Source organism: Lentisphaera araneosa HTCC2155 (assembly GCF_000170755.1).
Lineage (GTDB): Bacteria > Verrucomicrobiota > Lentisphaeria > Lentisphaerales > Lentisphaeraceae > Lentisphaera > Lentisphaera araneosa.
Genome location: NZ_ABCK01000006.1, coordinates 78,543 through 103,174, shown reverse-complemented (window position 1 = coordinate 103,174; position 24,632 = coordinate 78,543). Strand labels below are relative to the sequence as shown.

Annotated in this window: 17 protein-coding genes; 16 read left to right on the top strand and 1 reads right to left on the bottom strand. The window is 43.9% G+C overall.

Translation table 11 applies throughout. From position 1 onward, the window contains the following. Nucleotides 1-402: 402 nt before the first annotated feature. The 13 genes from LNTAR_RS07515 (at nucleotide 403) to LNTAR_RS07455 (ending at nucleotide 17,524) form a co-directional block, all read left to right on the top strand. A complete protein-coding gene (locus LNTAR_RS07515; RefSeq protein ID WP_083799986.1) occupies nucleotides 403-1,239 on the top strand; it encodes a type II secretion system protein in 837 nt (278 codons plus the stop codon). 99 nt (nucleotides 1,240-1,338) lie between these two features. Further along, nucleotides 1,339-1,992, top strand: a complete 654-nt coding sequence (locus LNTAR_RS07510) for an alpha/beta hydrolase (RefSeq protein WP_007278068.1) — start codon at nucleotides 1,339-1,341, stop codon at nucleotides 1,990-1,992. Nucleotides 1,993-2,124: 132 nt separating this feature from the next. Further along, nucleotides 2,125-3,849 carry an arylsulfatase gene (locus LNTAR_RS07505; RefSeq protein WP_007278067.1) on the top strand — a complete coding sequence of 575 codons (1,725 nt, stop codon included), beginning with the start codon at nucleotides 2,125-2,127 and terminating at the stop codon, nucleotides 3,847-3,849. A 2-nt stretch (nucleotides 3,850-3,851) separates the two neighbouring features. After that, nucleotides 3,852-5,273, top strand: coding sequence for a sulfatase (locus LNTAR_RS07500; RefSeq protein ID WP_007278066.1), 1,422 nt, complete (start codon nucleotides 3,852-3,854; stop codon nucleotides 5,271-5,273). Nucleotides 5,274-5,275: 2 nt separating this feature from the next. Further along, nucleotides 5,276-5,518 (top strand): hypothetical protein, encoded by a 243-nt coding sequence (locus LNTAR_RS07495; protein WP_007278065.1) that lies wholly within the window; start codon nucleotides 5,276-5,278, stop codon nucleotides 5,516-5,518. Between the two features lie 85 nt (nucleotides 5,519-5,603). Further along, nucleotides 5,604-8,525 carry an HzsA-related protein gene (locus tag LNTAR_RS07490; RefSeq protein ID WP_007278064.1) on the top strand — a complete coding sequence of 974 codons (2,922 nt, stop codon included), beginning with the start codon at nucleotides 5,604-5,606 and terminating at the stop codon, nucleotides 8,523-8,525. A gap of 29 nt (nucleotides 8,526-8,554) precedes the next feature. Further along, entirely contained in the window at nucleotides 8,555-9,085 is a 531-nt protein-coding gene (locus LNTAR_RS07485) for a DUF7402 domain-containing protein (protein WP_007278063.1), read from the top strand. Between the two features lie 2 nt (nucleotides 9,086-9,087). Further along, complete coding sequence (locus LNTAR_RS07480) at nucleotides 9,088-9,303, top strand: hypothetical protein (RefSeq protein WP_007278062.1); 216 nt, start codon at nucleotides 9,088-9,090, stop codon at nucleotides 9,301-9,303. 71 nt (nucleotides 9,304-9,374) lie between these two features. Further along, nucleotides 9,375-10,907 carry a sulfatase gene (locus LNTAR_RS07475; RefSeq protein WP_007278061.1) on the top strand — a complete coding sequence of 511 codons (1,533 nt, stop codon included), beginning with the start codon at nucleotides 9,375-9,377 and terminating at the stop codon, nucleotides 10,905-10,907. A gap of 118 nt (nucleotides 10,908-11,025) precedes the next feature. Further along, on the top strand, nucleotides 11,026-11,913 hold the full coding sequence (locus tag LNTAR_RS07470; RefSeq protein WP_007278060.1) for an alpha/beta hydrolase: 888 nt from the start codon (nucleotides 11,026-11,028) through the stop codon (nucleotides 11,911-11,913). Continuing rightward, nucleotides 11,910-13,964, top strand: coding sequence for a right-handed parallel beta-helix repeat-containing protein (locus LNTAR_RS07465; RefSeq protein WP_007278059.1), 2,055 nt, complete (start codon nucleotides 11,910-11,912; stop codon nucleotides 13,962-13,964). Before LNTAR_RS07470 ends, LNTAR_RS07465 begins: the two co-directional genes overlap by 4 nt. Nucleotides 13,965-14,714: 750 nt before the next feature. Next, nucleotides 14,715-15,551, top strand: a complete 837-nt coding sequence (locus LNTAR_RS07460; RefSeq protein WP_040914466.1) for a type II secretion system protein — start codon at nucleotides 14,715-14,717, stop codon at nucleotides 15,549-15,551. A 377-nt stretch (nucleotides 15,552-15,928) separates the two neighbouring features. Next, nucleotides 15,929-17,524, top strand: a complete 1,596-nt coding sequence (locus LNTAR_RS07455; protein WP_007278057.1) for a sulfatase — start codon at nucleotides 15,929-15,931, stop codon at nucleotides 17,522-17,524. 504 nt (nucleotides 17,525-18,028) lie between these two features. On the opposite strand, the gene LNTAR_RS07450 is transcribed toward LNTAR_RS07455, so the two are convergent. Further along, nucleotides 18,029-19,621, bottom strand: coding sequence for a prolyl oligopeptidase family serine peptidase (locus tag LNTAR_RS07450; protein WP_007278056.1), 1,593 nt, complete (start codon nucleotides 19,619-19,621; stop codon nucleotides 18,029-18,031). Between the two features lie 200 nt (nucleotides 19,622-19,821). On the opposite strand from LNTAR_RS07450, the gene LNTAR_RS07445 reads away from it, so the two are divergent. From LNTAR_RS07445 to LNTAR_RS07435, 3 genes are all read left to right on the top strand, one after another. Then, complete coding sequence (locus LNTAR_RS07445) at nucleotides 19,822-21,084, top strand: DUF1552 domain-containing protein (RefSeq protein ID WP_007278055.1); 1,263 nt, start codon at nucleotides 19,822-19,824, stop codon at nucleotides 21,082-21,084. Next, complete coding sequence (locus tag LNTAR_RS07440) at nucleotides 21,081-23,636, top strand: DUF1588 domain-containing protein (RefSeq protein WP_007278054.1); 2,556 nt, start codon at nucleotides 21,081-21,083, stop codon at nucleotides 23,634-23,636. The genes LNTAR_RS07445 and LNTAR_RS07440 overlap by 4 nt, the downstream gene beginning before the upstream one ends. A 66-nt stretch (nucleotides 23,637-23,702) precedes the next feature. After that, complete coding sequence (locus tag LNTAR_RS07435; RefSeq protein ID WP_007278053.1) at nucleotides 23,703-24,587, top strand: alpha/beta hydrolase; 885 nt, start codon at nucleotides 23,703-23,705, stop codon at nucleotides 24,585-24,587. Nucleotides 24,588-24,632: the final 45 nt, after the last annotated feature.

Sequence of the window (24,632 nt, the reverse complement as noted above, 5' to 3'; positions counted from 1 at the left end):
TACTATATCATGCCTTCGGCATTCAAATACAACAATAATTTGAGAGTCCTAGCGTGACGATATAACTCAGCCTAGCACGGAAGTGCTAATAGAACTCATTGTGGTTAATTGTTGAGTGCCGAAGGCACGCCATACATTAACCTGGCACGGAAGTGCTAGGTCTATGCGTCATTGAAAGAATAAGGAGTCCCGAAGGGACGGCATAACTCACTCTCAATATTTAATTCAAAAACTACCATCTTTAATGTTCCTGGAGTTCTATTTTTTAAAGATAGGTTTTCTTGTTATAAAACATGTTAGAAAGCTTTTCCCACTGCGTTTGTTTATATAAATACAAAGTTGCAACTTTTTTTTAAAAAATAACTTACATATATATTTATATTAAAATAAAAAGAAAAATCTATGATAAAAAGAAAAACATTTACGCTACTAGAACTCTTAGTCGCCATCGCAATTATCGGTATACTCGTAAGCTTGCTTATTCCACATTTAAATAGAGGAAGGAGAGTTGCAAAAACTGTAGTCTGCATGAATCAACAAAAACAAATTTTCTTTGCTTTTGCCCTATATCACGACGACAACAATGGATACTTTCCAGTGGGGAAAGATGAGGATGATGATATTTCATGGGATGATCTGTTAGGAGCTTATGATGGTCGAAACTTAACTGAAACTGATATGAACGCCAGTAGCTTTCAAGAAGATGATAATTTAAACAAAGCTTATGAGCTCTATCAATGTCCCGCCAATATTCAATATTTTGATGGAAAACGCGTCCTCAAATCTTACAGTGTATCTAGGCACTTCAACAATGACCGTTCAGTTCTTGGTGTGATGAGTTTTACCAATCATGATGGGGATACTAGTACCCCTAAAGTAGCTTGGTCTCTAAAGCTTACTGAAATAAACAAACCTTCACGCTTCATCAGCATGACTGAATTTCAAAATCAATGGAATCAACTTGGTAATGGTGGCACTCAGGGAACTTTCACTCTAGGCTACATCACTGAGAAATATGGCCCTACTAATGCAGATAGTACCCACGGACTGGATGGTGGAATTAAAGGTTTTTTCCCACATGATCCAAAAAACTATAAGCTTAATTATCTACATGGCGACGGACATGTCAGCACTCGGTCTTTTCCCAATACTTTAAGTCATCCAGAAAGGTTTTTTGATGGTAATAACTACCCAAATCAATACATCATCGATACTGCGTGGAATGCAGCTGAGGAGTAGTACTAATTTTATCAAAAAAAAACGGAGACCTGGCAGGTTTTGCCCCACAAAGCTTCATTTAATATAAATTAAAACAATTAATAAGCTGGAGAATTTAAGATGAAAAGAAAAAGCATCCATATTATCACATTTCTAGTAGTACTTTCAACGCTATCCTTACTTGCTGGAGATTCAAAAAGAAAGACAGGATACAATTCTCTTTTTATGGGCCATAGTTTCTTCTGGCCAGCTGGTAATGAGGTAGGGAAACTCATTTCTAAAACAGCCATTAAAGATCATCAACAGTATATGATTAAAGGTGGAGATTCGGCGGGCGGTCACATCAGCCTCTTGGCGGCCTTGAATACAAAAGGTCTAAATGATCCCACAGACTCGAAAAATATCGACACTTCTATCGTGGCCTACATCGGCTATAATCCCGCTTTCACTGAGCGCGATCATGAAGATCCACAAGTTGATGTACTTTGTCATTTAAATGATAAGTTCCCACCCTCACTGATTCTCTTTGGCGATCAAGATCCTTGGTTAAAGGGCTGGAATCAAGCTCATAAAAAGCTCACTCAAATGGGTGTAAAAAATGTCGAACTTAAGATCGCTAAAAACGAGGGTCATGCCTTTTGGATTTATCAACCATGGTCAGATATCCTGCTCATTGAATCAGATAAATTCTTAGCTAAGCTAGGTCTAATCGAAGGTGAACCCACACTCAAAATGCCTCAACCTGGCGAACAAATGATTTCTGCTACTGAGTGACGCACAAGCTTAGTATCAGTTCTGAATAGAATATTTATTCAACATTATTTCGCATTGCTTGTTAGAAGGGAGCAATTTTGCCGATTCGTATAACATGAATTAGAACAATTTTGTTATAGAATGACGATAAATATGAAAAAGAGAACTCAACTTTTAGTACTAGCATTTTTGAGCTTTGCGCTTTTCGCAAATGCTCAGGAGACGATTAAAAAGAAGAAAGTTAAAAAAGCACCGAAGCCGCCAAAAGTTCTCGTGCCGCCCACTGCAGAGGAACTGCAAAAAGCTGAAGCAGCGATTATGGCTGCCAAGCGGCCCAATATTTTATTGGTATTGTTTGATGATTTGGGCTTCAGTGACCTCGGCTGCTATGGCAGTGAGATTCGGACGCCGCACATCGACCGTTTGGCAAAGAAGGGTTTGCGCTTCACTGGCATGACCAACTCGGCGCGTTGCGTTCCGACCAGGGGGTCTTTGTTGACGGGGTTACATCCGGGACAGGCAGGACTTCTGAACGGGAGCGGCAAGCTGGTGGCGGATTGCGTGACGCTGGCAGAGGTGCTTGGAAACCATGGCTATTCAACCTATGGAGTAGGAAAGTGGCATGTTGGCCATTTGCCGACGGATCGCGGTTTTGACGAGTTTTATGGCTATCCGGGTGGCCATTCGCAGGACCAATGGATTCAGGAAAGATATAGGCGGCTTCCACGAGGGCGGAAGCCGGAACTAAAATATGACGACGGTGAATTCTATGCGACGGATGTTTTTACAGACTATGCCATCGAGTTCATGGGACAGGCCGAAAAGAAGAGGAAGCCGTGGTTCCTTTATTTGGCACACTCATCGCCTCATTTTCCATTGCATGCTCCAATTGAGTCGGTGAAGTCCTTTGTTCCGACCTATCGCAAGGGCTGGGATGAATTGCGCGAAAAGCGGTTTGAAAAATTGAAGGAGATCGGGCTGATCGATAGCGATAGCTGGAAGCTTCCGCCACGTTCGCTCGTGCCGACCGATAAGAATGAGATTGCCAATGGCTTTCCCGGGAAGCCGAACCCGGCTTGGGATTCCTTAGACAAAGATCGTCAGGAAGATCTTGCCTATCGCATGGCGATCTATGCGGCGATGGTAAAGCATGTGGACGATGGCATGGGTCGGATTGTCGAGCAGCTGAAAAAGAGCGGGCAGTACGAAAATACGGTCATCATGATTTTATCGGACAACGGTGCCTGCTATGAGTGGGGGCCCTTTGGCTTTGATGTCCGATCGCGAGTTGGAAAGAATATCCTGCGCACAGGCAAAGAGTTGGATCAGTCAGGGCAACCGGGAACCTACATGTCGTATGGCTCGGCCTGGGCAAACCTTGGAAACACGCCGTATCGAATGTACAAGCATTTTACGCATCAGGGGGGCATCGTAACGCCTTTTATTATTCACTGGCCGAAGATAGAGAAAGTAAACCGTTGGGTGCGCGATCCGGCGCATATTATCGATCTGATGCCGACGATGCTGCAGTTGTCGGGTGCGAAGTATCCAAAACGCTACAACGACAACGACATTCAGCCGATGGAAGGCGTGAGCTTGGTTCCGACTTTTTTGGGCAAGTCGTTGGCTCCGCGCACGCTTTGCTATTATCACCAGGGTGCGAGGGCTGTTCAGCGTGGTAAGTGGAAGATTGTTTACACGAAGAAAGAGCCTACGCCGCCGAAGTGGGAATTATACGATCTTGAAAAGGATCCGTGCGAGCTGGATGATCTGGCTGAGATACATCCCGAAGTGATGCGTGAACTGATCAAAGAATATGACGAATGGGCCGAACGCGCCATACCAAAGAACAAACAACGACAAAAACATAGAGAGTAATCATGAGTATTATAAAAAATCTAGTATTGTTAGTTGTTTCGTTTCTGTTTGCTCTTGGTAATTTTGCCGTTACTGCCCATGCTGCGGAGCTTCCGAACTTCGTCGTAATCCTCACCGACGATCAGGGCTGGGGAACGACGTCGATTCTGTATGATCCCGACGTCTCAGAATCGAAGAGCGACTTCTTTCAGACGCCGAACCTCGAACGCCTGGCAAAGATGGGCATGCGCTTCACTGACGGCTATGCATCGCACCCCAATTGCTCGCCATCGCGTGCTGCGCTGCTGACCGGTCGGAGTCCCGCAGGCTTGAAGTTCACCGATATTGCCCGCCACGTGGGTCCGTTCTATGAGGGGAATCGCATGATCCCGGCAAAGAAGATCAATGCCTTGCCGAGCGAAGATGTTACGTTGCCCGAGATCATCAAACAGAACCTGCCGCAATACAGGGCCGCGCACTTTGGCAAGTGGCATCTGAGTGGTGGCGGGCCCGAAGCGCATGGATTCGATGCCGGCGACGGTGCGACGCAAAATGGACAAGGCAAAGGCAACCTGCCGGACGATCCCAAGCGCGCATTCAGTATCACGAAACGCGGTAACGAATGGATGGAAAAGCAAGTACAGGCAAGCAAGCCGTTCTATCTGCAGATCTCGCACTACGCCACGCACCTCGGCTATCAGTCAAAGCCAGAGACAACGAAGACGTTTGAGCAGACCCCTGTCGGTAAGCGGCACCAGAATGTACGATTCGCGGCGATGATTCACGACATGGATGCGGCAATTGGTCAGACACTCGACAAGATCAAGGAGCTCGGTATACAGGACAATACCTATGTCATCTATACGGCCGACAATGGTACGTTCCCGACCTTCGACGCATCAAACATCAATGGTCCGCTGCGGGGCAGCAAAGCTACAGTCTGGGAAGCGGGTATTCGTGTCCCGTTCATCGTCGCCGGCCCGGGTATAGCAGGCGACAGTGTTTCGCGGCGGGCGGTCATCGGTTACGACATCTACCCGACGATCTGCGACATACTGGGTATAGGGAAATTGCCGGGGAAGGTCGAAGGCGGGAGTTTCAAGCATCTGCTCAGGGCGCCGGACGGCACTCCCGTGAAGCGCCCGCACGACTTTCTTGTATTTCACTGGCCGCATTATCAGCACCGCAAGAACAGCACCCCTGCAACCACCATCCGCAGAGACGACATGAAACTTCACTACTTTTACGAGACGAAGCAGTCGATGTTGTTCGATCTGGGCAAGGATCTCGCCGAGCAAAACGACCTGGCACCGGCGATGCCCGAGAAGGCCGCGGAACTGAAGAAGACGATGATGACGTATCTCGAGACGATCGATGCCAATATGCCCACCGAGAACCCGGGCTACGATCCTGCCAAGGACCCTGCCAAGAAAGGTCAGAAATAATAATGAATACTATTTTAAAGACAATGATTATATGTGTGGTGGCTGCCACGCTGTGTACTGTGACGAATGCAGAAAACAAGCATAAGAAGAAGCCCTGCATAATGGGAGTATTCAACTCTGTAGATCTTGGCGAGAAGAAAAACAATTTGGCCGACCAACATCCGGAAATTGTCGCAAGACTACAGAAAGTCTATGATGACCTCAAAGCCGACATCAAGAAGAACGCTCGACCAAGAGGTGAATAAGGCAGCATTGAATACTAAATTAGTACGTATTTTAACCTGGGGAGCAGAAATTCTTCTGCCCCCGACAAAACCGTAGAGAGGAAACATGAGCATCATAAAAACTATAGGTTTGTTAGCTGCTTACTTATTGACGACTCCAATCGCATTTTCAGCACCCTCAGTAGAGGATTTTACCCAAGCTCTGACAGCAGCGCCAAAAGAGTACGCTGACCTGAAGAACGAGGAGCTAAGCGAAGCCTATCAAAAAACTTTTTTTCAACTCAGTATCGACTTTCCAATACTCACCGATTGGGTGCTACAAGACGGTGGTAAAGATGCTTGGAAGATCGTGATTCCAGAGCAACGGGACGAAGTGCTTAGTCGTTTGTTTAAGGCCCATGGTGTTAGCCAAGCATCGTCACTTAAGGACTATTTGGAACTCTGTAATAAACGACGAACTGAACGCCTTTCTTCAGTAGTAAAAGAATGGGCACCTTTTGTATTTACCGAGGGTGAAACGATTCGCAATAGCTTTTTTGGATACACCGAAGGATTATCCGATGCCCGTGCGGAGCGCTTTTTTGATGCTGGAGCACGACTCACTACTTTGAATTTTGAACCTGGCTCGAGCTATGGATCCAGCCAAGTATTATTAGATGATCCACACGGTATGATGCGCGATGTCGATCTCTCGTTTGATCATAAAAAACTGGCTTTCGCTTGGAAGAAATCAGATCGACTAGATGACTACCATATCTATGAGTATGACCTCGCAGAAGGCAAAACTAAGCAACTGACTTTTGGCTTAGGTCGAGCAGATTATGAACCAGTTTACTTACCTGATGGTGACTTAGTATTCGTGTCCACGCGTCCAGAGCAGAGTGTACCTTGTTGGAAATCGGAAATCAGTAATCTCTACCGCATGGATGGTGAAGGACGCTACGTGCGCCGTCTAGCGATCGATCAGGTGCATACGATTTACCCGCAACTACTGACCAATGGTCGTTTGTCTTACACTCGCTGGGATTACAGTGACCGCGCACAACTTTTTCCTCATCCTGTTTTTACAATGAATCCCGACGGGCAGGCACAACGGGCATTTTACGGTGGGAATTCATGGTTTCCAACTTCATTGCTCCACGTGCGACCTATCCCTGGTTCACATAAAACCATGGCCATTGCCGCTGGGCACCATACTGGTCAGAATGGCAAACTGGCGATTATTGATGTCAAAGAAGGTCGTGATGAAGGTCATGGTTTACACCTCATTGCTCCCAAACGTGAACATGGATACGATCCAGCCCTCGGTAGAAAATCTCCAGTGGTAAAAGATCGTTGGGGGCAAGAAGGCGATCAGTTTCGCTACCCATACCCACTCAGTGAAGAAGAATTTCTCATTAGTTATCAGCCGGACTACGGCTTTGATCCCCATTGGCACTATACGCGATACAAAGGCTTCATTTCATCCAATCATTATGGTTTGTATTGGATGAATGCTGATGGCGATCGCGAGCTACTGCATCGTTCAGCTGACTTGGGTGTTTATCGCATGGTATCGATGAAGCAAAAAGCTCAGACTAAACACATCCCTGATACGGTAGATTACACCAAAGGCACTGGTACATACTATGTGCATGATGTCTATAAAGGAATTGGACTCGAGGACATTCCCCGTGGCGAAGCTAAGAAACTACGTGTCGTCGAGATTGATTACCGTGCTGCTCCGATGGGGGCGAAAATCAATGGGGGCGAAGGTGGTGGCTCAATGAATAGTACACCTATGAGTATCGGTAATGCAACTTGGGATGTGAAACGCATTCTGGGCGATGCGGATATTCATGAAGATGGCTCAGTCTTGGTAGAAGTACCTGCTATGGTCTCGCAATACCACCAAATCCTAAATGCTAAAGGACAAGTGATTCAGACGACTCGAACTTGGGATACACTGCGACCGGGTGAACAGAAGTCCTGTGTCGGCTGCCATGATAAAACGAATCAAAATTTTTATCCCTACGAAAAAGAAGATACCTTGGCGTGGAAACACGGGATTCAGACTCTTAAGCCCTTTTATGGTAAGCCCCGCGGATTTAGTTTTATCAAAGAGATTCAGCCTATCTTGGATCGAAACTGTATCGAATGCCATGATGGCAGTGATGAAAAACGTATGGATTTGCGCGGGATTGAGACTGATGGAAAGAACAAGAATAAGCGCAAGTGGACACGCTCGTATCTAAATCTAACAGGAGCTTCACAAGATCCGCGCGGGAGTTATCTCTCTAGGACTCCAGAGAAGGGAATTGTTTCATGGATCAGTCAAATGTCCCGTCCGACTGAACTACCACCATATTTTGCAGGATCGGCCAAGAGCCCCTTGGTAAAAATGCTCGAAGACGGGCACCACGATGTTAAGTTGTCAGAAGAAGATTTTCATAAGCTCTATGCATGGATTGACCTCTTGGTACCGTTTTCCGGAGACTATCGAGAAGGACATGCGTGGACTGAAGATGAAATGGCTTTTTATGATTACTACGAAAATAAGCGTAAGGTGCAGCATGCTGAAGAAATGCAGAACATTGCCAATTTTCTCAAGAAATCTGGAGAACTCCCCCTGGAACAAGATGATTTGGACCCCTTCATACGGGGTTACTACAGGAGCATGTTTACTGACATGACCTTGAGCCCAAATGATCAGAAATGTTACAGCTTTGAGGGAGAACCTGCGATTATCGAGACCTTAACCTTGCGCAGTGATTCTAGCGAGCGTGTGCAAGTTCAAGTGCGCAATTTGGAGAGCCATAAAACTCATCAAAATATCTGGATTCAGCCAGGTGAAGCCGTGACCGTTCGCTTTAATCAACCAATTCACACCGGAAATAGCTACATGGAAAGCAAGGTCGATGGCGTGAATTTAACCATCGTGGAAGCGATGGGTGTTCACTTCGATGAACTGCCGTCCAATGGAGTTTACCGAAGACACCGCTACGAACACGATTCTCCTCAGAAAAAGCATGAGATCGTGGCTAAATAGACATCGTATAAAAATTAAATAGGCTTAGAATGAAAAAATTCATCTTAATTTCGATTGGATTGTTATCACTTGTAAACATCTACGCGAGTGACTCAACTTACCGCAACGTAGCACTGAACCCTAAGGCAGGAGACGGTTCGTACCCACAAGCAACAACAAATAGTCAATATAATGATACAACTTTTGCTGCTAATAATGCCATTAATGGGCAGACGTCCAATATAGGGTATGGAAAGACAATGCCCTCATGGGGACCACACAAGCGCAATGACCTGTGGTTCAAGATTGATTTCGGCAAAGAAGTAGAAATTGATAAAGCTATTATTTGGGTTCGTGCAAAGTTTAAACCCTTCGCAAAGATCGATCATGACAGCTACTTCAAGTCAGGGGTCATGGAGTTTTCAGATGGTTCCAAGCACTCATTTACACTGGATCGTACAGCTGATGCACAAGAGCTTAAATTCCCTAAACAAAAAACAAAATGGGTCAAATTTACTAAATTAGTTCCCAACAAAAACCTCTGGTGCGGTTTCACCGAGGTACAAATCTGGGGAGAATAATTATGAGAAGCATAAAAAACATAGGCTTCTTAGCGGCTGCATCCTTGCTGTGTGCTTTTGCTAATCTCTCTTCAAGTAAATGGGTTCGAAAAAGTATCGACTTCACCACGGGGTCAAAGAGCAAACAAGCCACTATCTATTTGAAGAAAAGCTTAACTGGAAAGGGCTTCGCTTGGGGAGATAACTTCACCCTGCCCTTGACACCACAGGTAAGATAGTGCTCAATAAAACAATAATGGGATCTTCGCTGTGTATTCATTGGCGATATAATTTTAAAGGAGTAAATGAGATGATAAAAAGTGTATTAGTGGTGATGTTTATAATCACCTCACAAGTGGCCCTGGCGACATCACCGCTGGCGGAAGCAAAATCTAAAAAAATGAACGTGCTGTTTATACCGATAGACGATCTGAAGCCAATGCTTGGCTGTTACGGTGATCAGGCTATTATAACGCCAAATATTGACCGTATCGCTGAACGGGGAACTGTTTTTCTTAACGCGTCGTGCCAACAGGCAATTTGTGGGCCATCACGAGCAAGCCTGATGACTGGCATGTATCCGGATCACACCAAAGTATGGGATCTAGCGACAAAAATGCGCGATATCAATCCGGATATTCTCAGTATTCCTCAGTACTTCAAACAACAGGGCTACGAAACAACTGGTGTAGGAAAAACATTTGATCCCCGCTGTGTAGATGGCGGAAAATTTCAGGACAAACCATCGTGGTCTATTCCGTATCACAAGGCAGGTGGTAAAGGCTATGCAAACCCGGAAGTTGCCAAGGCGTGGAAAAAAGCTGCCGAACTTGTAAAAGGAAGAACATTCAAAATGGGATACCAGCGTAATAAAGCCATGGCCCGACTTGGAGATCCAATATGCAGACCCGCCACAGAATGCATGGATGTGCCTGATCACGTCTATAAAGATGGCGCGGTCGCACGAGTAGGAGCAAAACTGCTTGAGGAACTCTCAAAAGCTGACAAACCATTCTTCCTTTCAGTCGGATTTGCCAAGCCCCACCTGCCCTTTGTCGCCCCTAAGAAGTATTGGGATATGTATAATTCCCATGACATACAAGTAGCCGAATATCAGAAAAGCGCTAAGAATGACACCAAAATTGCTTACAAGTCCCTTGGGGAAATCGCTGCATATAGCGATATGCCCGAAAAGGGGCCTATTGATCAAGAAACCCAAAAGCATCTGATTCATGGCTACATGGCAACGACAAGCTATATGGATGCTCAGCTCGGGCTGCTTCTTGATAAGCTTGAAGAATTGGGAATTGCCAACAATACCATAATCTGCCTGTGGGGCGATCACGGTTTCCATCTGGGGGATCACGGAATGTGGACGAAGCATACAAACTTTGAGCAGGCTGTGCGATCACCCTTACTTATAGCTGCCCCCAAAGGATTTAAGCCAAATAGCACCAATGCGCCGGTGGAATTGGTCGATATCTTCCCGACACTTTGTGATCTTGCCGGTCTTGATATTCCTACACACCTTCCGGGTAAGAGTCTTGCGCCGGTAATGAAAGACACTTCCACTTCGGTCCGCTACGCAGCATTGGGACAGTACCCGCGTGGGAATAAGACAATGGGATATACGCTAAGAAGCGAAAGATATCGTTATGTGAAATGGTTGAATCTAGATTACCGGAAAAGCGTTGCGAAAGGAAAATTGGTCGCAACACAACTGTTTGATTATGAAAAAGACCCGCTTGAAACGGTAAATCTAGCAGCCAATCCCGAATATAAAAAGATAATTGATTCCTTTGAAGCTGAATTTGCCAGACGCAATGTCGCCCAAGTTAAATAGGACATAAGAGTTCATGGCAGACTCGCAAAGGTTTGGGGCTTCCAGTGGCTGATTTCACCCATGACGATATCTCCAAGTAGACGAAAAGAGAAAAAATAACATATAATAGGATTAATCGATGAGAAAACTATTAATTTTGGCTTTAGGCGTTGTGCTAAGTACATCGGCGTTTGCCGCTGGTCAAATTGAACCGACTTTTAAGGATGTGAAATATGGACCTCACGAGCGCAATACCCTCAACTTCTGGCAGGTTAAATCTGATAAAACACTGGGAATATTAGTCCACATTCACGGAGGCGGTTGGTTCGGAGGCGAAAAGGCCGCGACACAAAATAAAGATGTTTTCAAGAAGGCCTATCACACAGCTTCAATCAACTATCCCTTAGTTAAATATGGCGATAACCAGCCAGCTATGGCCAATGGCGCTACCAGAGCCATTCAGTTCATTCGCTACAAAGCAAAAGAGTGGAATATTGACACAAGCAGAACCCTTCTTACCGGGGGGTCTGCCGGTGGTGCCTCAAGTATGTGGCTGGGAGCCCACGACGATATGGCAGATCCCGAGAGCGACGACCCCATTGCCCGTCAATCCACACGTGTTGCCGGAGTCTCTATCACCGGTGGCCAGTCCACACTTGATCCGTTCCTGATCGAAGAACGAATTGGTTCCGAAACTTTAAAGCACAACATGCTTTTTAAGCCATTTGGAGTAGAAAACATCGAGGAACTGAAGAAAAACTGGGAAAGCAAATACAAAGCATTTTCAAATAAATACACCGCCCTGCAGCACATCAGCAAAGATGATCCCCCCATGTTCCTGCGCTATAAAGATGCGGAATTCCCGGCCAAAGATGCCGGCCACGGAATTCATCACGGTATGTTCGGCATAATCCTCAAAGAAAAAGCTGATAAAGTGGGTGCCAAGGTCTACGTACAATTTAAAAACAGAACTCCGGAAGTCTCCCAAAAAGACTTCATGGATTCCATACTAATTGGTAAACAATGAAATTAAAAAATTATTTTCTAGCTGCTGCTTTTTCCATAGGCGCATTAGCCTCAGCGCTTGCTGGCGAAAGAGTGAATAAAAATATCCTTATCGTACCCGTTCCTGAAGCGGACTTCTCATTATATGTATCACCACAAGGTAAAGCCTCTGCAAACGGGAGCAAAACGTCGCCACTACCAAACCTGAATCTTGCTTTGGAAAGAGCCGTCAAACTTGGAAAAGACAAAAAAAACGGCCTGATTCTTTTAAGAGGTGGAACCTATAATTTTAAACATGGTGTTTCTATCGACAATGTAACTAATCTTCAGATCATGGCATACCCCGGAGAAAAGGTCTATTTTTCGGGAGGAGGCACGGTCAAGGTCAAGGATTTGAAACCAGTTGCAGATCCTAAGATACTCAAGCGCCTGCCCGACAGCTGTAGGAACAAAGTCGTTTCCATCGATCTATCCAAATTTGGCATCACCGCTAATTCATGGCAGAAGAGATTCAGAGGCTACGGCGGCTGGCCGGAAGTTTTTATGGACGGTACACCTCTTCATCTTTCCCGATGGCCTAATCAAGGTTACGCCAAGGTTGGAAAAGTTCTGAACATGGGAGGCATGATACACAGCAGAACCGGCGACAAGAAATTAGAGAACGACAGTGTGGGAACGTTTCAATATGTCGAAAGTAGACAAGAACTCTGGAACGACAGCGAAGATATTTACCTGCACGGATACTTTGCAGAAAAGTGGTTTGATGAAATCGTGCGGGTGCGAAAGGTCGATACGAAGAAGAAAACAATCACAATGGACTCAAATACCCAATATGGCCTTAAGGGCATGACCGGTGGCTTCTATTATGCAATCAACCTGATAGAAGAACTTGATGCTCCCGGTGAATATGTTGTCGATATTAAACGCAACAAACTTTTTATCTATATGCCTGAATCTGATAAAAATAAAGAATTGGTCATTCCGCGCTTAACCGACCCTTTCATTCAAATTGCTCAGTCAAAGAATATTATTGTTAAAGGGATCTTATTCGAATACGGTAAACATGCATTTGTAACGATCAAAGATTCAAGTGACGTGGTTTTGGATGATTGTGCCCTGCGGTTTGGGGCAAAAAATGGTATTACTATAACTGGCGGCAAGAAATGCGGTGTGAATAACTGCGAGCTGTCTATGTTTGGTGCCGGCGGAGTAGCTCTCACTGGTGGAGACCGTAAAACGCTTACCCCAGCAGGGCACTATGTCAGAAATTCAGTGATACACCATTTTGCTCGGCTGAATAAAACATATAATCTCGCAGTTCGCTGCACTGGTGTGGGGCTTACCGCAGAGCATAATCACATTCACGATGCCCCACATGCAGCAATCCTTTTCAGGGGCAATGACATTCATATAAAACACAATAGAATCGAACGCGTATGCCTCGACACCTCTGATGCGGGCGCAATTTATTGCGGACGTGACTGGACATATGGCGGCAATCTTATCCATGGTAATTATATTAAGGACCTTGGCGGCACAAAAAAATTACATAACCAGACCATCTATATGGATGACATGGCTTCAGGAGTAACTATCACCAACAATATCAGTGAGACTGAAACGGGTTTTCTACTTGGTGGCGGCAGAAACCTTACGGTGAAAGGCAACCTTTTCATTAATGCAGATAATAGATCCATGAGATTTGATTCGCGTGGGACAGGCTGGGCACTCACAAAGAGACCATGGTTAAAAAAACCTAAGGGTATTATGTGGAGGCGACTTGCAGCGGTGCCATATAAAGAAGATCCATGGAAGAGCCGCTTTCCTTATCTGTTGAATCTGGAGAAGGACGCGCCTAACGAGCCAAGGAATAATGTCGTTACTGATAATGTTCTCGTGAACTCCAGTGCCCCTCAAATAGATAGCAATGTTGTTGAGCACGGCACCATCAAGAATAATAAGCTTATAAAAACGAAAATTGATGTTATTAAAATAATTAACGGTGTTGTGAAATCCACTCATGATCTAACAAAACACCTTGATGGAATGAAAGTAGGATCGAGTAAAAAGTGATGCCCACACATCTGTTCCTTTCCTATGGCCTGTCCTTCAATCCTTGTAGAACACATCGACCCTTTCCTATGACCAGCCCTTCAATCCTTTGAATAATAATGACTTATAGAACTCAATGCAATACCTACAATTGGCTAAAATCCTTACTGCTACTCAAAAAGCAAAGACCCATTTGATCCAGAATAGTAAAACTAGCGATTCGGCGTTCAGTTTGAGTACTGAAAGCACGCCATACATAAGACTAGAATTTCGAGGCTATCTAAAAAACACCGTATCATTTGGTTTAGGACTGAAGGTCCGTCAGATTGTAGCATGCTCCGTCAGGGGCATGAAAACGGTTTCCTAATTAAGCTAGGGCTCAAGCTTGGGTCCGAAATAATATGGAGGGCTCACATCCGCGAGCCCTCCATTTCCTATTACCTCATACGTGTAGCTATCGCTACACGCTAATTACTGTCGGTGCGTTGCACCTAAAAGACAATTTTTTCACACAGCCTCGAAAGTGCTAGATCTATACGCAACTAACACAATGAGTCCCGAAGGGACGGCATAGCGCCCTCCCCATATTTAATTCAAAAACTGTCAACTTCCGTGTTCCTTGAGTTCAATTTTTTAAAGGCAGATTTTTTTTGTTATAAAACATGTTAGAAATCTCCGCCCACTGCGTTTATTAAGATAAATACAAAGTTGCAACTTTGTCAAAAATAATAATTTACATATATATTTATATTATAATAAAAGGTAATATCTATGATGAAAAGAAAAACATTTACGCTACTAGAACTCTTAGTCGCCATCGCAATTATCGGTATACTCCTAAGCTTGCTTATTCCACATTTAAATAGAGCAAGGAGAGTTGTAAAAACTGCCGTATGTATGAATCAACAAAAACAAATTTTCTTTGCATTTGCCCTCTACCACGAAGATAACAATGGATACTTTCCAGTAGGGAAAGATGAGGATGATGATGTTTCATGGGATGATCTGTTAGGAGCTTATGATGGTCGAAACTTAACTGAAGCTGATATGAACGCCAGTAGTTTTCAAGAAGATGATAATTTAAACAAAGCTTATCAACTCTATCAATGCCCATCAAATATTCAATATTTTGACGAAACTCGCGTCCTAAAGTCTTACAGCGTATCTAGGCACTTCAACAATGACCGTTCAGTTCTTGGTGTGATGAGTTTTACCAATCATGATGGGGATACTAGTACCCCTAAAGTAGCTTGGTCTCTAAAGCTTACTGAAATAAACAAACCTTCACGCTTCATCAGCATGACTGAATTTCAAAATCAATGGAATCAACTTGGTAATGGTGGCACTCAGGGAACTTTCACTCTAGGCTACATCACTGAGAAATATGGCCCTACTAATGCAGATAGTACCCACGGACTGGATGGTGGAATTAAAGGTTTTTTCCCACATGATCCAAAAAACTATAAGCTTAATTATCTACATGGCGACGGACATGTCAGCACTCGGTCTTTTCCCAATACTTTAAGTCATCCAGAAAGGTTTTTTGATGGTAATAACTACCCAAATCAATACATCATCGATACTGCGTGGAACGCTGCCCGTGAATAATTGGAGCAAAATAAGTTTAAGAAATTGATAGACTGCACCTAATCTTTAGCTGATTAGCCGACACTACAGATTCTTTTCCATACAGTGGTGATTTAGACGCTTTTCGAATAACTGCCTGCACCAAACACCCTAAAAACATGTATATCATTGCTATCAAATATGTTAGAATAAAGACAACTCCTCAATTCATATAACAAACACATCCTAAAGTCCTCCTGTTATTATAGGTAGACGCCTCTTTACCAATTATCTAGAAAAGGGAATAAAACTTTGAATGTTCGTCAACCAAAAACAAAATGGGTCAAATTTACTAAATTAGTTCCCAACAAAAACCTCTGGTGCGGTTTCACCGAGGTACAAATCTGGGGAGAATAATCATGAGAAGCATAAAAAATATAGGCTTGTTAGCGGCGGCATCCCTGCTGTGTACCTTTGCTAATCAGAACGCTTTTGCAGAAGAAGCGCCGAATTTTGTTCTTATCTACATCGACGATCTTGGCTGGGATAATACCAGCGTCTTGATGGACCGAAGCATAAGCAATGAATTGCAAAGTTTTTACGAAACACCAAATATCGAAAAGCTTGCGGCAAGAGGGATGCGTTTTTCAAATGCCTATGCGCCTGCGTCCGTCTGTACTCCGGCGCGAAAAAGTATACAGATCGGGAAATCTCCGGTACGACTTGGCTACACCTATAATGGTAACCCCTTAAACATTAGTAAAAGAAAATCATGGGCTAATGAAACTAGCTTGGCAGACGTACTCAAAGGAACTAACAAAAACTATATTACCGCACTGTTTGGTAAAGGTATACACGAGCCCGTTTCAAGCTTTGGCTATGATGTGGTAGACGATCAGCACGGCACCAACGACAACCAGGGAAATTTCTTTTACAACAATGGTGACACCGTGGGACCAGACGACCTAAAACAGGTTTTTTCGCTGACTGAGAAATCGGAAAAATTCATTGAAAAGTACGCCGGCAAACAGCCCTTTTTCCTTATGCTTTCACACTACACGGTGCATGGACCAATCACGAGCACTGCTGCCGGTCTAAAAAAATATCAGGAGAAAGCCGCTGGACTCCCAAAAGGTGATGCACGCACATCTGTGAAACAGCAAGAAATGGCGGCGATGATTGAGTCGATGGACATCAGCGTTGGCCGCGTTCTCGACGCTCTGGATAAAGCGGGAGTAAGGGACAAGACCTATATCATTTTCACTTCGGACAATGGTGGGTGGGTATCTGTCACACCCGACCTCTTACGAGGAAAAAAAGGCAACCTCTTTGAAGGCGGATTACGCGTTCCTATGATTGTTGCTGGCCCAAATATCCCTGAAAACTCACAGTGCGACGTCATGCTGAATCACTGGGACTTCTTACCCACATTCCATGACCTAGTTGGGGCCACAAAACCCTTACCCGAGAACCTCGATGGAGGAAGTTTACGCAGTATCTTTGAGCAAGGAAATGAGGGCCAGGTTATCCGACCTGAAGAAGCTTTTATTTTCCATATGCCCTACGCGCGTATGCCACCTGTAACAGCTATCAGGAGCGGTAAATATAAATTAATCCGCCAACTCAACACCGGTGAGGAAATACTCTTTGATATGGACAAAGATTTAAGCGAGAAAAACAATCTGGCTAAGCTAATGCCGGAAGTTGCGGCAAGGCTTAGTAAAGAACTAGATGCTTATTTAGAGAAAGTCGGGGGTGAAAAAATTGACGATGTCTTTGATGCCCAATACAAGAATATCGCTTCACAAATGGAACTTATAAAGGCCAAACATGAAAAGTTAATTCAGCAAAGTGGCGATGATCAGACTAAAATTTCTACGCTAACAAAGAAACGAGATAAGGACTTAAAACGCCTCCAGGACTTTAAGCTCCAAAAAATAGATCCAGCCCGTATCTGTACGAACTTTGACGGCAATCCCAAAGGTGATTACCGGAAAAAATCTGAAGCTGAATAATCATACTGACCGCATTCAGTTTAAGTGCTGAAAGCACGACATACATTAGCCTGGCACGGAATTGTAAGAAGTACTCACTGCGGTTAATTATTGAGTGCTGAAAGCACGACATACATTAGCCTGGCACGGAAGTGCCAGGTCTATAAGTAACAAAAATAATGAGTCCCGAAGGGACGGCATAGCGCCGTATATCATACCTTCGGCATTCACAATTTGTTTATCATAAATCACCCAAGGCTCACGCCATTGGCCTGTATTATATCATACCTTCGGCACCTCTTTTTGGGAGGCCCACATTTTTCCCAAGGCTCACGCCATTGGGCTATATTATACCATGCCTTTGGCATTAGTTTGAGTGCTGAAAGCACGACATACATTAGCCTAGCACGGAAGTGCTAGGTCTATACGCAACAAAAAATAATGAGTCCCGAAGGGACGGCATAGCCCACTCCTCACCCCTCATAAAAACACCTCTTCCTTGAGAAACCTCAAAAATCTACCAACCTACTTTTTTACAAAATCATCGGACAAGAGCGGAACCGTAGTTTTGCTTGCCCAGTCATTCCACAGTTTGATAGCTGCCTGGCGATCCTTTGCATTGGCGGCGGCATTATAAGCAAATCCCCCAAGGCCATTAGTTCCCTTTATGAGAATCATGTGCGCGTAGCCACGAACTCCCTCATCTGGGTCGTCTAAGAGCTTGATTAGAGTCTGCACGACCTCCCTATCATCGTACATATTGCCTATTACCATCATTTCATAAGTTTTCGATAAGGCCGTGAGTAGTTGGAATCTGATATACTGACTGAGGGAAGAATCTAGAACTGCATCAGTCAAGATTTTGCGGGCATCGAGTTGACGCCACTTTGCATAACGCCCAAGAACATGACACGCATTAAATTTCACATCCTTGTCTATACTTGAATCTTTATCAGTAATGAATTCGCCAAGTTTTGCGGTAAAGGCATGACCATAGCACGTAGAGTAAGCACTCGTGACCGCGGCAATTCGAACAGCGCTGTGTTTGGAATCAAAGGCATGAATAAGCGCCTCACCAGCTTGTGGCCCACCAATACGAGCGGCTTCATTAATGTATTTAAGAGCTTTTCCCTGATCCATCTTAGCTATATTGCTCTTCATATAAGCCAACCTTTTCTGTTCAACTTTGCTTAAGGGAATGAGCTTGTTGCGTGTGGCGTGAATCCAGCTAAAAACGTCATCGTTAACGAGCATATTTACAGGCTTGCCTTGAAACACCCGCGCGTGGTTTACGCCATCCAATTCGCGGTAAATGTAAGGGATGCCCTTTTTAGCTAATTCACGTGTGTAGCAACGTGTGAGGTTGACATCGATAACATAATCACTGTCGCCGTGCACGTGATAGAACTCAGGGAAAAACTCGGATAACTTAACTTTATTACTATTTTTAAGCATGAGCTCTTCAAAAGGTTTATTAGGTAAGTCAACGCTATAATCAAACCTTTTCCCAGTCCATGTTCCATTGACAATTCCATCCTTCCATTTGAGCTTCACCCAGTCTTGTTTAGGATAGCCTCCAAGCGACTCTCTAGTCCAGTCTGGGCTATGTGCGCCGGCATAGGCAGTCACTGAGGCGAAGCTTTTCAAGTTGTTCCAGATAAAACGAGTCGTCATAAAGCCACCTCTTGACCACCCTATAATATGAACTCGCCGTGGGTCAATAGGGTAGTTTTTCATAGCCCATTGAAAAACTTTATATGAGGGTTCATGGTCGGCGACTTCCCAATCGCCCAAATGTTCTTTGTATCTTTCTGGTCTTCGCGATTTGAGGCCGATGATCACGTACTTGTCCAGAACTTTTTGGCGCTCCAAAAAAGTTTTCACTGGCCAGTTGATCATGGAATTTTCATTTCCTCCATGAGGATGGAAGGCAAGAATGAGACCGAGTGTTTTTTCTGTAGGCAGTTCCATTGGAACGCGTGCCTTGAACTTCATACTCATACCCTTGCCCAAGGGAAGTTTGTCAGTAAAGACACCCGTTTTGAGCGTCAATTCACTGCCATAGCTTACGAAGCCAGTCAGAAGTAATGTTAGAACATAGATTTTATGTATCCCCATGATTAACTCCTTTTAAATTCTCATATTTTGTATCATAATGAATTATAGAACTCGATTCAATATCTGCAATTAATTAAGAATCTTGCTGCCCACCTCTTTAATCTGTTAAACATTTATGAAAAAAAGATGTTAGAAAACAAGTTATATTTTCGATTAACATAACAAAAGCACCAAACCCAATTCGTGAGAGAGAATAATTAATGAGTCACCTACGTACTAATCGACGACGCTTTCTGAAAAACTCAGCTGGAGCCTTAATGTTACTTCCCTTTTTGGAAGTCGATGCCCAAACGAACAAAGAAACGATTCCTAAAAGAATGGTGACGGTTGCAAATTTTTATGGACTCATGCCTCATTTATTTTTTCCTAAGAAGACTGGCCAAAATTATGAAATGACTAGGCTCTTAAAACCAATGGCTGAGCTTAGAAAAGATTTTTCTATTTTAAATGGCTTGGATCATGGTATGAATGCAGGGCACCATTCCACAAAGTATTTTTTAAGTGGCATCCCTCTTGATCAAATTAACAACTATAAAGAAGCCAATATTTCGGTGGATCAAAAAGCGGCTCTACATGTGGGTTCTGCGACGCGCTATCCCTCCTTAGTCTTAGGCTGTAAAACCAATAGCCAAAACTATATTTCATGGACGAAGCATGGTTCTCAAATCAGGCCGATTAGCGATCTTGAGCAATTATATAATCTTCTTTTTACAGCACCAAATGCTCAGGCGAAAAAGAAAATAAAAACCAACATGATGAGCAAAGAGTCCATTCTTGATCTGGTCTATGATCAGGCGAAATCTTTCTCTAATCAACTTGGTAAAAATGACCAAGAAAAGTTGGATCAGTATTTTACCTCCGTCAGGGAACTGGAGGGCAAAGTTGCGCAATCGAAACTATGGCTTAACAAAGCTAAACCACGAACAAATTACCAACTCCCTCAAGACACCAACAACATGACACTTAAGCAACAGATGCCGCTTTTCTACGATCTTATGACTTTGGCCTTACAAACAGACTCCACCCGTGTCATTAGCCTTTCTTTTCATAGTTTGGGAAATGCTTATGGAGGTATTCCCGGAGTGAAGAATGAATATCATGCCCTATCTCATCACGGCAAAGTAAATGCACGGATTGATGAATTAGCACTTATAGAATCTTCGATGATAGAAGAATTTGGTCGTTTCCTAAAAAAACTCAAAGATATTAAAGAGCCAAATGGCAGAACCATGTTAGACAACACTATGGCCCTTTTTGGTAGTGGTATGAGTAACGGCAATTCTCATAGCAATAAAAATCTACCTATTATTCTAGCTGGGGGTGGCTTTAAACACGGAGGCTACCAAGACAAAAAAGCACCTCTTAATAATCTCTATTTAAGTCTCTTACAAAATTTTGGCCTCGAAATTGATAAGTTCAATACCTCAACTGGAACGTTTAATGGTTTGGAGTTGAAGTCTTGAAAAATCTAGTCTATCTCTTGCTATTATTGTCAACAAGCATTTGGGCCGAACAAAAAATTATTCCGCTAGATAACAGGGTTCACCAATTCATAAAAAATCATTGCATCTCATGTCATGGTCCCGATAAAGATAAAGGCGACCGTGTTTTACATGAGTTTCCTATAAAAACCAAGGGTGGATGGAATATTGACCTAAGTGATTCAAACACATTTCACCTACTAGAAGATGTCCTCGATCAATTAAATCTCGGCGAAATGCCCCCAGATAAAAAGAGTATTCAACCGCCGCCAACCGAGGATGTACGTCATGTGATTTCATGGTTAACTGAGACTCTAACAGCGGCACACTCAGATGACGATACAAGCGTGATTCGCCGACTGAATAAAAATGAATACAGAAATACTATGAATCAGATCACAGGTGTAGAGCCTGGTTTTTTTGACCCTACCTCCCATTTCCCAGATGATGATAAAGTTCATGGATTTAGCAATATCAGCCATGCCTTAAACCTTTCCGATGAGCATCTTAATCAATACCTGACCGCAGCTGATAAATATTTGGATATGGCGATTCATTGGGGAAGCCCTGTTAAAGAATCAGTTATCGATATCAAGCCTAAAGATTGGGGTGCTCCAAGTTCAGCAAAACGCACACCATGGATGTACCGTCATTATACCCCGGGTAAGTATTTTGATGTTGGTTGCGGCATTCATCCAATCAGCGCCTTAATTGGCACGGCTACTGTACCGAAGCGTTTCAAAGGCATCACTCATGCCGGGTACTATACTATAAAGATAAATGCCGAAGCGATTAGACGCCTCAGCCACCCTTATGATGCTAAGATGATCCCTACCGACTTAAGTCGTCCTATGCAATTGGGACTCTACCTTGCAAAAGGAAAAGAAGGCACCGTCGCTGGTGGAACAAGGAAACGTCAGCGTATAGGCCTTTACGAGTTAAAAGATGAGCAGAGGCAAGATTTTGAAGTTACGGTCTGGCTTGATAAGGGCGCTCTCCCCTTTATTAATTGGGAGAATGGCCCCGGAAATTCGGATTACTGGATGAGAGATATCCTTAAAAAGTACCATACCGATATTGAGTTTAGAGGTAAGGAAGGCGCTGCCGCCTGGCATATTGTCGGCAAAGACCTTGTACCCGGCAGGACAGTTTCGGATGTTTGGCAAGGGCCTCTTATGAGAATCCACAGTTTTAAAATACTGGGTCCTCTCAAAATGACATATGAATCAAGATTTCAAAAGCAAATCCTTGCAGGGACTTATGATGCTAATAAGCTTAATATTTCAGCAGCTATAGAAAAATTAATGCGTCTGGCTTTTAGAATAGATGTAAGTCAAAGAGAAACCCAAGCTTTTGTCGATATAGTTAACAAAGCAGAAAATCAGTTCGACATGTCTCGTGAAGACGCTTTAAAAATGGCCTTTAAAGCGATTTTGGTTTCTCCTCAGTTTCTTTTTCTGAATCAAAAAGCTGATGAAGATGGGGATCTCGAAAATTCTGCGATTGCGAATAGAATGAGCTATTTTTTCTGGCGCAGAATGCCCGACTCTTTACTTGGTGCTGATGAAGGCCTCAAAAATGGCGAGCAAAGACGAGTTCAAGCTGAGCGGTTATTGAAAAACAAGGCGGGCGTAACTCAAATGATTAGCGACTTCATGGAGAGTTGGCTGCGCTATGATCAATTTGGGGTGATGGCTCCTGATCCAGTAAAATTCGGAGAGTTTTATCGTTGGGGTCTTAAAGATCCCATGAGTTCCGAAACCTTTCATTTCATAATGAATGCACTTGAGAAAAACCGTCCTATTACAGATTTTCTTGACAGTGACTATACCTTTTTGAATTCAGACTTGGCTCGTCATTATCAAATAAAAGGCGTTAAAGGTATCCATTTCAGAAAAGTCAAACTAGCTAAAAATAGCGTACGAGGCGGCTTACTCGGCCATGCCGGCATTCAGAGTCTCTCTTCAAATGGCGTCGAAACTTCGCCCATTATCAGGGGGATTTGGGTTCTCGAAAACATACTCGGGATGCCTCCGCCTCCCCCACCACCAGATGTGGAACCTTTGGATGCGGATACCCGAGGAGCGACAACTTTGAAAGAACGCTTGGAGAAACACCGCAAAGTAGAAGCCTGTGCCGACTGTCATTCAAAAATAGATCCTTATGGCTTTGCTCTTGAGAACTTTAATCCCATTGGCAATTATCGAACTCATTATGCCAAGAAAATGCGCTGGGATAAAAAATCTGTGCGCACAAAGAAAAGTGGTGGCCCCAAAGTTGATCCGACCTCAGTTCTACACACAGGAAAAAAATTACAGGACCTTAACGACCTTAAAAAAGAACTTTTTAAACGCCGAGACCAATTCGCCTTAGCGCTCACTGAAAAACTAATGACCTTTGCCAAAGGGAGAGAAATGACTTTTCGAGACCACCTAGAACTCAAACGTATTTCCAGTTTACACCCTCCTGAAAAATATGGATTTAGAGATCTTATCACAGAAATTGTTAGCAGTGATCTTTTTATCGCTAGGTAATAGAATTCATGGCTTACACTAAGTAAATTATCAAGAATTTAAAAAATACATAAAGGAATTTAATTAATGAAAATCCTAGTAAAAGCAAGTCTATTCTTTTCTCTTCTGCTTAGTTTAGTAGCGCAAGAGAAGGTCGCTCCCACTTTAGCCGATGTAAAATATGGTCCCCATAAACGAGACCTCATGAATTTATGGCTTGTTGAAACAGATAAGCCCTTAGGTGTTTTAGTACACATTCATGGTGGGGGCTGGGTCGGTGGTGACAAAGCTAATGAACAACACCCGAATGTTTTCCAAAACCACTACCATACCATCTCTATTTCTTACCCACTAGTTTCATCTGGCGACATCCAACCTGCCATGGCAAATTCAACTGCAAGAGCCATTCAATTTATTCGCTATAAAGCAAAAGAATGGAAAATCGACCCCGACCGCATCCTACTAACAGGTGGCTCTGCAGGTGCCGCTTCCAGCATGTGGCTCGCCGCTCATGATGATATGGCGGACCCCAATAGCGAGGACCCGATTGCGAGGCAATCCACTCGAGTGGCCGGAGCCCTTGCTGGTGGTGGACAAACGACTCTCGATCCCTTCCTCATTGAACGACGCATTGGCCCAGAAACTTTGAAGCACGGCATGCTCTATAAACCCTTTGGTGGCGAAAATATTGAGGAGCTCAAGAAGAATTGGGAGAGCAAATACAAAGCCTTCTCAAACAAGTACACCGCGCTTAGCCACATCAGCAAAGATGACCCACCCATGTTTTTGACTTACAAGGATGCCGAAGTCCCCGCCAGAGACCCTGGACACGGGATTCATCACGGAATGTTTGGCCTTATGCTCAAGGAAAAAGCCGATAAAGTCGGCGCCAAGGTCTACGTACAATGCAAAGGCCATACACCCGAAATCAAGCAAGCGGACTTTGTCAATTCAATCCTCATTAAGAAATAGACCATCGATGACTCGATGCCGATTAACAATCGGCGCTCCTATAGT

What these genes read in the sequence shown, in the direction of transcription:
- LNTAR_RS07480 (WP_007278062.1), top strand. Translation starts at nt 9,088, where the DNA reads ATGAGAAGCATAAAAAACATAGGCTTCTTAGCGGCTGCATCCTTGCTG.
- LNTAR_RS07450 (WP_007278056.1), bottom strand. Translation starts at nt 19,621, where the DNA reads ATGGGGATACATAAAATCTATGTTCTAACATTACTTCTGACTGGCTTC.
- LNTAR_RS07435 (WP_007278053.1), top strand. Translation starts at nt 23,703, where the DNA reads ATGAAAATCCTAGTAAAAGCAAGTCTATTCTTTTCTCTTCTGCTTAGT.
- LNTAR_RS07500 (WP_007278066.1), top strand. Translation starts at nt 3,852, where the DNA reads ATGAGTATTATAAAAAATCTAGTATTGTTAGTTGTTTCGTTTCTGTTT.
- LNTAR_RS07475 (WP_007278061.1), top strand. Translation starts at nt 9,375, where the DNA reads ATGATAAAAAGTGTATTAGTGGTGATGTTTATAATCACCTCACAAGTG.
- LNTAR_RS07460 (WP_040914466.1), top strand. Translation starts at nt 14,715, where the DNA reads ATGATGAAAAGAAAAACATTTACGCTACTAGAACTCTTAGTCGCCATC.
- LNTAR_RS07455 (WP_007278057.1), top strand. Translation starts at nt 15,929, where the DNA reads ATGAGAAGCATAAAAAATATAGGCTTGTTAGCGGCGGCATCCCTGCTG.
- LNTAR_RS07495 (WP_007278065.1), top strand. Translation starts at nt 5,276, where the DNA reads ATGAATACTATTTTAAAGACAATGATTATATGTGTGGTGGCTGCCACG.
- LNTAR_RS07485 (WP_007278063.1), top strand. Translation starts at nt 8,555, where the DNA reads ATGAAAAAATTCATCTTAATTTCGATTGGATTGTTATCACTTGTAAAC.
- LNTAR_RS07510 (WP_007278068.1), top strand. Translation starts at nt 1,339, where the DNA reads ATGAAAAGAAAAAGCATCCATATTATCACATTTCTAGTAGTACTTTCA.
- LNTAR_RS07445 (WP_007278055.1), top strand. Translation starts at nt 19,822, where the DNA reads ATGAGTCACCTACGTACTAATCGACGACGCTTTCTGAAAAACTCAGCT.
- LNTAR_RS07490 (WP_007278064.1), top strand. Translation starts at nt 5,604, where the DNA reads ATGAGCATCATAAAAACTATAGGTTTGTTAGCTGCTTACTTATTGACG.
- LNTAR_RS07470 (WP_007278060.1), top strand. Translation starts at nt 11,026, where the DNA reads ATGAGAAAACTATTAATTTTGGCTTTAGGCGTTGTGCTAAGTACATCG.
- LNTAR_RS07515 (WP_083799986.1), top strand. Translation starts at nt 403, where the DNA reads ATGATAAAAAGAAAAACATTTACGCTACTAGAACTCTTAGTCGCCATC.
- LNTAR_RS07505 (WP_007278067.1), top strand. Translation starts at nt 2,125, where the DNA reads ATGAAAAAGAGAACTCAACTTTTAGTACTAGCATTTTTGAGCTTTGCG.
- LNTAR_RS07465 (WP_007278059.1), top strand. Translation starts at nt 11,910, where the DNA reads ATGAAATTAAAAAATTATTTTCTAGCTGCTGCTTTTTCCATAGGCGCA.